This is a genomic window from Arcicella sp. GW458-12-2-14-TSB2, from assembly GCF_059423785.1.
Genome location: NZ_JBWKYN010000067.1, coordinates 19,963 through 28,074 on the forward strand (window position 1 = coordinate 19,963; position 8,112 = coordinate 28,074).

Annotated in this window: 9 protein-coding genes; 4 read left to right on the forward strand and 5 right to left on the reverse strand. The window is 35.8% G+C overall.

Annotation, left to right across the window (positions count from 1 at the left end; translation table 11 throughout):
* The first annotated feature begins 158 nt into the window (after window positions 1-158).
* Complete coding sequence (locus tag AC07XN_RS11490; RefSeq protein ID WP_367285676.1) at window positions 159-722, forward strand: recombinase family protein; 564 nt, start codon at window positions 159-161, stop codon at window positions 720-722.
* Here AC07XN_RS11490 and AC07XN_RS11495 read toward each other — a convergent pair.
* Together AC07XN_RS11495 and AC07XN_RS11500 are read right to left on the reverse strand one after the other, a co-directional pair.
* A complete protein-coding gene (locus AC07XN_RS11495; protein ID WP_494743176.1) occupies window positions 681-2,402 on the reverse strand; it encodes a DEAD/DEAH box helicase family protein in 1,722 nt (573 codons plus the stop codon). The genes AC07XN_RS11490 and AC07XN_RS11495 overlap by 42 nt on opposite strands.
* Window positions 2,403-2,957: 555 nt before the next feature.
* Window positions 2,958-3,623: a recombinase family protein gene (locus AC07XN_RS11500; protein ID WP_494743177.1), complete on the reverse strand. Its 666-nt coding sequence runs from the start codon at window positions 3,621-3,623 to the stop codon at window positions 2,958-2,960.
* Between the two features lie 250 nt (window positions 3,624-3,873).
* On the opposite strand from AC07XN_RS11500, the gene AC07XN_RS11505 reads away from it, so the two are divergent.
* From AC07XN_RS11505 to AC07XN_RS11515, 3 genes are read left to right on the forward strand one after another with little or no spacing between them, the layout of a single operon-like run.
* Entirely contained in the window at window positions 3,874-4,248 is a 375-nt protein-coding gene (locus AC07XN_RS11505) for an ArsR/SmtB family transcription factor (protein ID WP_494743178.1), read from the forward strand.
* The gene (merTP, locus tag AC07XN_RS11510) at window positions 4,245-4,862 is read left to right on the forward strand and encodes a mercuric transport protein MerTP (protein WP_494743179.1); all 618 of its coding nucleotides are present in this window, start codon (window positions 4,245-4,247) and stop codon (window positions 4,860-4,862) included. The genes AC07XN_RS11505 and merTP overlap by 4 nt, the downstream gene beginning before the upstream one ends.
* Complete coding sequence (locus tag AC07XN_RS11515; RefSeq protein ID WP_494743180.1) at window positions 4,862-5,071, forward strand: GDCCVxC domain-containing (seleno)protein; 210 nt, start codon at window positions 4,862-4,864, stop codon at window positions 5,069-5,071. Before merTP ends, AC07XN_RS11515 begins: the two co-directional genes overlap by 1 nt.
* Here AC07XN_RS11515 and AC07XN_RS11520 read toward each other — a convergent pair.
* The 3 genes from AC07XN_RS11520 to AC07XN_RS11530 form a co-directional block, all read right to left on the reverse strand.
* Window positions 5,044-5,205, reverse strand: coding sequence for a hypothetical protein (locus tag AC07XN_RS11520; protein WP_494743183.1), 162 nt, complete (start codon window positions 5,203-5,205; stop codon window positions 5,044-5,046). The two genes, AC07XN_RS11515 and AC07XN_RS11520, sit on opposite strands and share 28 nt — an antisense overlap.
* Window positions 5,206-5,435: 230 nt before the next feature.
* Complete coding sequence (locus tag AC07XN_RS11525; protein WP_494743181.1) at window positions 5,436-7,499, reverse strand: heavy metal translocating P-type ATPase; 2,064 nt, start codon at window positions 7,497-7,499, stop codon at window positions 5,436-5,438.
* A gap of 16 nt (window positions 7,500-7,515) precedes the next feature.
* Window positions 7,516-8,112: DUF1345 domain-containing protein (locus tag AC07XN_RS11530; protein WP_494743182.1), on the reverse strand; the 597-nt coding region annotated here is incomplete at its 5' end.

An 8,112-nucleotide genomic window follows, 5' to 3' on the forward strand; every position in this document is an offset into this window, starting at 1 on the left:
TAAATTAAGTTAAAACAGACAGTCCAAAAAGTTGTACCTTTCTGAACCATCTATTTTTAATCGAATAACTCTAACATTTCTTTTAAAAATATAGTCCAAAAAGTAGGTTCAACAAAAATCAAACATTTATATTTGTGAAACTAACTTTTTGATACTTTATGAATAAAGTTTTCGGCTACGCACGTGTTTCGACAATCGACCAAAACCTTGATACACAAATTGAAGCCTTAGAAAAATTTGGCTGTGATAGAATTTTTCAGGATAAAATTTCTGGAGTAACTACTCAACGACTTGCCTTAGATGAAATGCTTGCTGTTTTGAGAGAAGATGATACCGTTGTTGTCGCTCGCTTTTTTAGGTTGGGAAGAAACAGAGATCATCTAATTAATTTAGTTAATGACTTTGCAAGAAAGAAAATAAATTTCAAAGCTCTTGATGTCGGAATTGACACAACCACGCCCGCAGGAAAACTCATATTATCCATTTTTGCATCTCTGGCTGAATTTGACCGTGAAACTATCTTAGAAAAAACAAGGGCTGGGCAATTGTTGGCAAAAGCGAAGGGAAAGCATATTGGAAGACCGACTGGTATTAATCAACAGAACTACGAAAGGGTTAAGACTGCTTTAGAAAAAGATATGTCTGTTTCAGAAATCGTAAAACTCACAGGTATTAGTATTTCATCCGTAAAAAGATATAAGAAAAGTATTGAAAGCAAATAGTATAACTATCTCCTTAGTTTGAAAGGTGAATTTTTCGCAGATTTGCAGGAAGAACCTCGATTTCACATCTCGCATAAACAAAAGGCATTCCAACGCTTTCACGTCAGTTCCCGTGGCAATCATATCAACCGTTACGGCGATGCGAGGATGATAACTCGTGCGAAATTGACTCAGCACATCGGCTGGTTTTTCAGTATTGTAGGTTATTTTTTTACAGAACTCATTTCCTTCGTCAAATTCCTCTCGAACGATGTCAATTATATCCTGAGCGTGGGCATCGGTTTTGGCAAAAATCAAGGTTTTAGGCACTTCATATTCTCCATCTTTATTGATTCTTTCGGGAAATATTTTTGTTTGTAATGCCTTTTTGAATTCCTGAATTACGGTACGAATTTGGGTAAAATTAACAACCGAATTATCTAATTGTTTATGCGTATAGGCGGTGTCTTCTTCCAAAGATTCCCATACTTTTTTACGAGATTGTTTTACCCTCGTTTCAATGTATTGGGTGGCTTCTTGGGTGATAACAGCCCCATTTTTTGAAATTTCAGTAACAATATTGAATACATCAAAAGGCACGTTTACCCCATCGGCAACTGACTGTTCCCAGGGATATTCACTGACAATATTTTTATTGAAAAAACCAAAAGTTCTGTCATCGGGCGTGGCGGTGAGTCCAATCAAAAAGGCATCAAAATATTCAATCACTTGCCGCCACAAATTGTAAATGCTACGGTGGCATTCATCAATAATGACAAAATCAAACATTTCAATAGGTACTTTGGCATTATAGGCTACTTCTTTGGGTCTGCCCGTTTGCTGAATTTCGTTTAATGAAACTTCTTCCAAACTTTCGTCCATTTCTTCACCTCTCAAAATGGAGTACATCCGTTGAATTGTACAAATACAAACCTTCGCATTAGTATCAATAAAACTACTTTTGAGTCGCTGTACGTTATATAATTCCGTAAATTTTTGCTTATCATCGTTGGGCGTATAGGCTTGGAATTCTTGTTCTGCCTGTTCGCCCAATTGACGGGTATCAACCAGAAATAAAACTCGTTTGGCTTCTGAAAATTTCAATAAACGATAAATAGATGAAATGGCAGTGAACGTCTTTCCCGCTCCAGTAGCCATGTGAACTAAGGAACGTGGTCGATTCTTAGCAAAGGTGTTTTCAAGATTTTGGATAGCGTTGATTTGACATTCCCGAAAACCCGTAGGATTTAAAACTGGAAACGTTAAAAGTCTCGTTCTGAGGGATTTGCACTGTTTTAGCCAATCTTTCAAGGTTTCGGGACGGTGAAAGTTGAATACTTCTCTGGCTCTTGGTTTGGGGTCTCTGAAATCTGTAAAATGGGTTTCAACTCCAGTAGATTCATAGATAAAAACGGGGGTAGAGTTATCAGCTTTCCATTTGGTATTGGAACTGGCGTATCGTGCAGATTGTTCCTCGACTTTCGACAAAGTTGTGCCTTCGGCTTTGGCTTCGATGATGCCAACCATTTTACGTTCGATAAATAAAGCGTAGTCGGCTGGACCTGATTCAGTCGGAAATTCTTCAATGGCAATTCCGATACCTGCCGAAAAGTTAATTTTGGAAAATTTCTGAATAAGCCAACCTGCTTCGATTAGTTTTTTGTCAATGGTGTGTCTGGCGGAATCTTCTGGTCTTAACATCTAAATCAATTAATATCAATGGTTTACAACTAAATACCAAAGATAAAGTTTTTCAGTGAAATATGAACTTGGGGGGTGAAAATTATGGAAAAGAAATTAAATAGGAGGGAGGCTAAATAGAAAAATTCTCAATTTAAACTTGTAATTGTCAAACAAAAGATTCGTAAATTTCGGTTAAACTGTATGGAAAAATGTGTGGTGGGTAAATTCCTTGAAGATAGATGCTGACAAAGTGTGTCACGAGTGGAAGAGTTCAAATCTTTTGAACATTATGTAAGCAATAGAGTTCTTAAAATAAATGGGGATAAAAATTATTGCTTACTTACTGGTTATCTCGGGTTAATTTTTATTTTTAAAAAATAAATCTACATCGGATAGTATTGATAATAAAAAGAAAATACCACCTTCAAAAAAGCAGGAATTGTTATTGAATAGTTATCGTAAATTTAGGTTTGATTTTGTATCCCAAAAATTGAAATTCACTTATTCATTTTAGTTTTGAAATTCACTATTTTCGGCAGCAAATGTATTTTGTGAAGATAGATACAAAATACATTATGCTAACATTTTATCTTTCATCCCATTATTTTTAGGTTTTTGAATTTTATTCTTAGAAATCCAATTACTCAAAGTTGCCTCGGTGGCTCCGTAACGATTGGCAATAAAACTTTGTGTTGAACCATTTTGAAGTAAGGCTTCTATCTCAACTCGGTAAATATCCAATTTACTTTTCCCTGGTCCTTTCGGACGACCCAAAATCATACCGTTCGCTTTTTTCACCCGTAAGGCTTCCTTGGTTCTTTGGGAAATTAAATCTCTTTCTATCTCGGCTGCCATCGCAAAAACCATCGCCATGATTTTACTTTGGATAGTGTCGTCCAATTGCCAATTGCCTTTGACGGTGTACATTTTGATCTCTTTGTCAATGGCAAACAAAATGATTTCCATAATTTCCAACATACTTCGCCCCAATCTCGAAAACTCACTAATCAAAAGTACGTCTCCTTTTTCAAGTTTATTGAGAATTGTAAAAATCTGCCTTTCCTTCCAAGACACTTTCCCCGAAATTTTGTCTTCCACAAATTCCACTTTGCCTAAGCCTTTTTCATTGGCTAATGAAAGAATATCGGTTTTGTTTTTGGAGTTGTCTTGTTCGAGCGTTGAGACACGTAAATAAGCAATATTCTTAGGCATTTTGATAAGATTAGATAAAAACCTCATAAAGATACTTATTTTATAAGAGTTGCATCGTTTTTATCAATGACTTTCGTTTGATTATTGTGGGGGTTTATAGGATGGTTTATTTGATAAGGAATTTGATGTATAATTTGAAAAACATTTGGTTGTTGAGCCTAAAAATTAATATACTCTGCAAATGGGATTCAAGTTATATAAGTCACATATTATCGGCTATTTTTTATTTTATTATTTTAGCATTTGCTTAAATAATAAAGTTTGCTACCTTTGCGTTATGGAGGATTTAACTTGTAGTAGACAACGGGCGGACGTTAAACAAATTTACCGTTGTAAAGATAGAGTTTCAGAACTCAATGGCTCATTTGACACTTTATCAAGCGGACTTGAATTGGTGGGTAACAACGTAAGACTAAAAATTCTGTTTTTACTTTACGAAGAAAACCGACTTTGCGTTTGTGATTTGAGCGACATTTTGGGTTTGACAATTTCAGCCATCTCACAACATTTAAGAAAAATGAAAGACCGAAAACTTATTCAATCAGAGAAAGAAGCACAGACCATTTTTTACTCCTTAACAAAGGAATATGAAAAAATGCTCAAACCGTTTTTCAAAATACTTAACGACAATAAAATTTTAGAAACAATATGAAAACAGACAATAAAATCATTAGTGCAGGACTTTTGACAGCAATTGCATCGTCTTTGTGTTGCATTACGCCAGTTTTGGCAATCGTTGCAGGTTCAAGTGGACTTGCTTCTACCTTTTCGTGGCTCGAACCTTTCCGACCTTATTTTATTGGTATGACTTTTTTGGTACTTGGCTTTGCTTGGTATCAAAAACTAAAACCTCAAAAACAAATTGACTGTAAGTGTGAAACAAATCAAAAAATAAATTTTATGCAAACAAAATCATTTTTGGGAATAATTTCCATTATAACGGTTTTACTTTTATCATTCCCAAGTTATGCTTACATCTTTTTTCCTAAGACAGAGAGCAGAATGATTATTGCCACAACTTCTGAAATTAAGACGGGCGACGTTTCGCAAGTCGAGTTTACAATAAAAGGAATGACTTGTTCGGGTTGTGAACACCACGTAAAAACAGAAATTAGCAAACTAAAAGGCATTGTGGAAATTGTAGTTTCATACGATAAAGGGAATGCAATTGTAAAATTTGATAGAAAACAAACCACCATCCAAAAAATCGAAAAAGCCATCAATTCGACAGGCTACAAATCACTAAAAAGCAGAATCATATCATAATGGAAACAATGTTAATGTCAGAAATTACTTGCCCAAACTGCGGACATAAAAAAACGGAAAAAATGCCAACCGAAGTTTGTCAATTTTTCTATGAATGTGAAAGTTGTAATACAGTACTAAAACCATTGCAGGGTGATTGTTGCGTATTTTGCAGTTACGGAACTATGCCTTGCCCACCAATTCAAGCAGGGACAAATTGTTGCAAATAAATAATCCAACGTATAAAAATAGCTAATGGATTTGGATATAATCGTAACATACTTTCATGCTTAGAATTAGATGGTATATCAGAAGTATTGTTTGCTTCATAATTTTTGAGGTACTCCAAAGTGGTTATTTCCATGCTATTGTGTTGATATACTATCGGGTTATGCGAGTTTGTAGGGCAAATTAATAATCATTATTGCTTAATGAAATATCGAAAAAGAATTAATAATAAAAAGGTTTCAGTAAAGAAAATATAAATAAACGATGTTTTATAGCCAAATACCTCAAAATGTTTCTTGTAACATTACAAATAAGCGTTACGTAACGTTACAAGAGTTATTTTTTCGTTTTTTAGTAATTTCCCATTCAAAACTGCATCCGCTGAATTCTAACCGCATTCAAAATCGCTAAGAGTGCCACGCCCACATCGGCAAAAACTGCCTCCCACATGGTTGCTAATCCACCTGCACCAAGAACTAAAACGATGGCTTTTACTACAAATGCCAAAGTGATATTTTGCCAAACAATTCGTTTTGTTTGCTTTCCGATATTGATTGCCATTGGTATTTTTGAAGGTCTATCGTCTTGAATGACCACATCGGCAGTTTCTATGGTTGCATCACTGCCCAATCCGCCCATCGCAATTCCAACATCGCTCAAAGCCACAACGGGAGCATCGTTTACACCATCGCCCACAAAAGCTACGGTTTCATTTTTATCTTTTAACTCTTTGACTTTGTTTACTTTATCTTCGGGCAGAAGGTCGCCAAAGGCGTTTATGATACCTAATTTATCCGCTACGAATTTTACAACATTGCTTTTATCTCCACTTAACATCGTGGTTTTTACGCCCAATGACTTCAATTTATTCACGGCTTCTTGGGCATCTTCTTTAATGGAATCGGCAATGGTTAAATAGCCCACAAATTTCTTATCGTAAGCTATGGCAATCAACGTATAGACAATTGTGGTTGGGTCAATATCGTATTTGATACTGAATTTATCCATCAATTTAAAGTTACCAACCAACAATTCTTTTCTATCAATCACCGCTTTTAATCCGTGTCCCGCAATTTCTTCGATGTCTTTTAGTTCATTGTCTGTCTTTATTTCTCCCACAAATTGATGAATGGCAGTTGCTACGGGGTGCGTACTTTTACTTTCCAAAGCATTAACCATACTTAGGATTTCGTCTTTGTTGAATTCGGGTTTAAACACCACTTCTTGCACTTTGAAAACGCCTTCGGTCATGGTACCCGTTTTGTCCATCACCACGTTTTGAATATTGGCAATTATATCCAAAAAGTTGCTTCCTTTAAACAAAATACCATTTTTTGAAGCCGCACCAATTCCTCCAAAATAGCCCAAAGGAATAGAAATAACCAACGCACAAGGACATGATATTACCAAGAAAACCAAGGCACGGTATAACCAATCTCTGAAAACATAATCACTCACCACAAAATACGGAATTGCAATAATTAATACCGCTAAAAGCACCACAATAGGCGTATATATTTTGGCAAATTTCCTAATAAATAACTCCGTTGGGGCTTTTTGGGCGGTGGCATTTTGCACCATTTCCAAGATTTTCGAGAGTTTACTATCGGTGTAAGCGGTGGTTACTTTCACTAAGGCAATCGTATTTAAGTTTATCATTCCTGCCAAAACGGTATCGCCTTTTGCTTTGGTATCAGGTTTACTTTCGCCTGTGAGTGCTGCCGTGTTGAAAGAGGCTGAATCGGAAATTAATTCACCATCTAAGGCTAATTTCTCCCCTGATTTTAGTTGAATAATACTGTCTAAACTCACGGTTTCGGCTTTTACGGTTTTAGGTTTGTCATTTTCCAGAATGGTTACTTCGTCTGGTCGCTGGTCGAGCAATGCCTTAATATTTCCTTTGGCTCTACGAACTGCCAAGGTCTGGAAAATCTCACCAACGGCATAAAACAGCATAACTGCCACGCCTTCTGGATATTCGCCAATGGCACCCGCTCCGATAGTGGCAATAACCATCAATAAAAATTCTGAAAATATCTCTCCTTTTCCTATACTTTCAATCGCTTCTTTTATCACGGGGAAACCTACGGGGATGTATGCCAAGGCATATAAGGCGATGCGTACCCAACCCGTAAACCATTCGGGTTTGAAATAATTATCTAAGGCAATTCCCAAAATCAATAAACTAAAACTGATGATGGCGGGCAAAAATAGTTGAAAAGTAGTTTGATTTTCACTGCCCGAATGGTCGTGGTCTTCGTCATCTTCTTCATCATGGTCGTGAACTTCGTGCTCATCATGCTGATGACCATCGTTTTTAGCGTGTCCAGTTTTCAAAATATCAGTTGCGTCCGCTTTGTGATATATTTTTTCTTCTTGGTTACAACAAATTCTTTTGCCGTTTTTGTCATAAATGTGTTTGTGTTCCATGATTATTATGGGTTTGTTATTTTATATTAGAAATTGCACTAATAGTAAGTGCCACTATAACGGTGTTAAATACAAATGATATTAGACTGTGCATTAAAACAAATCGCCTAATAACCTGAGAAGTTATCACAACGTCGGATACCTGAAAAGTCATTCCAATTACAAATGAAAAATAAGCGAAATCTAAATAATCGGGTTTTGTTTTACCTGGAAATTTAACTCCGCCAACTTTGCTACCTGTGTTGAGTTGATTATGGTCGTGGTATAAATGTGCATATCGAATCGTGAACGTTGTATGAAGTAATAGCCACGAAAAGGCAATAGGCGATAAGGAAATAATGGCATGAAAAAGTTTATTTTCCGTTACATCATTTTTTTCATTTATCAGTGCCAAAGTACCAAGGAGACTTGAAACCACAGCAATAAGTACAATACTAAAAATGGTTTTAAGATTTTCATCTTGCTTTTCAACAATATGACATAATTCATTAGCTTGGGTTGTGAAAAAAAGTATCCAACTAAAAACTAACGCAGTGATGCAAAAAACATCCCAGCTCAAAATAATTCTACTGTTTACTTCAATACTAAAAACAAGTAATGAACAGTAAACGAT

What these genes read in the sequence shown, in the direction of transcription:
- AC07XN_RS11490 (WP_367285676.1), top strand. Translation starts at nt 159, where the DNA reads ATGAATAAAGTTTTCGGCTACGCACGTGTTTCGACAATCGACCAAAAC.
- AC07XN_RS11495 (WP_494743176.1), bottom strand. Translation starts at nt 2,402, where the DNA reads ATGTTAAGACCAGAAGATTCCGCCAGACACACCATTGACAAAAAACTA.
- AC07XN_RS11500 (WP_494743177.1), bottom strand. Translation starts at nt 3,623, where the DNA reads ATGAGGTTTTTATCTAATCTTATCAAAATGCCTAAGAATATTGCTTAT.
- AC07XN_RS11505 (WP_494743178.1), top strand. Translation starts at nt 3,874, where the DNA reads ATGGAGGATTTAACTTGTAGTAGACAACGGGCGGACGTTAAACAAATT.
- merTP (WP_494743179.1), top strand. Translation starts at nt 4,245, where the DNA reads ATGAAAACAGACAATAAAATCATTAGTGCAGGACTTTTGACAGCAATT.
- AC07XN_RS11515 (WP_494743180.1), top strand. Translation starts at nt 4,862, where the DNA reads ATGGAAACAATGTTAATGTCAGAAATTACTTGCCCAAACTGCGGACAT.
- AC07XN_RS11520 (WP_494743183.1), bottom strand. Translation starts at nt 5,205, where the DNA reads ATGGAAATAACCACTTTGGAGTACCTCAAAAATTATGAAGCAAACAAT.
- AC07XN_RS11525 (WP_494743181.1), bottom strand. Translation starts at nt 7,499, where the DNA reads ATGGAACACAAACACATTTATGACAAAAACGGCAAAAGAATTTGTTGT.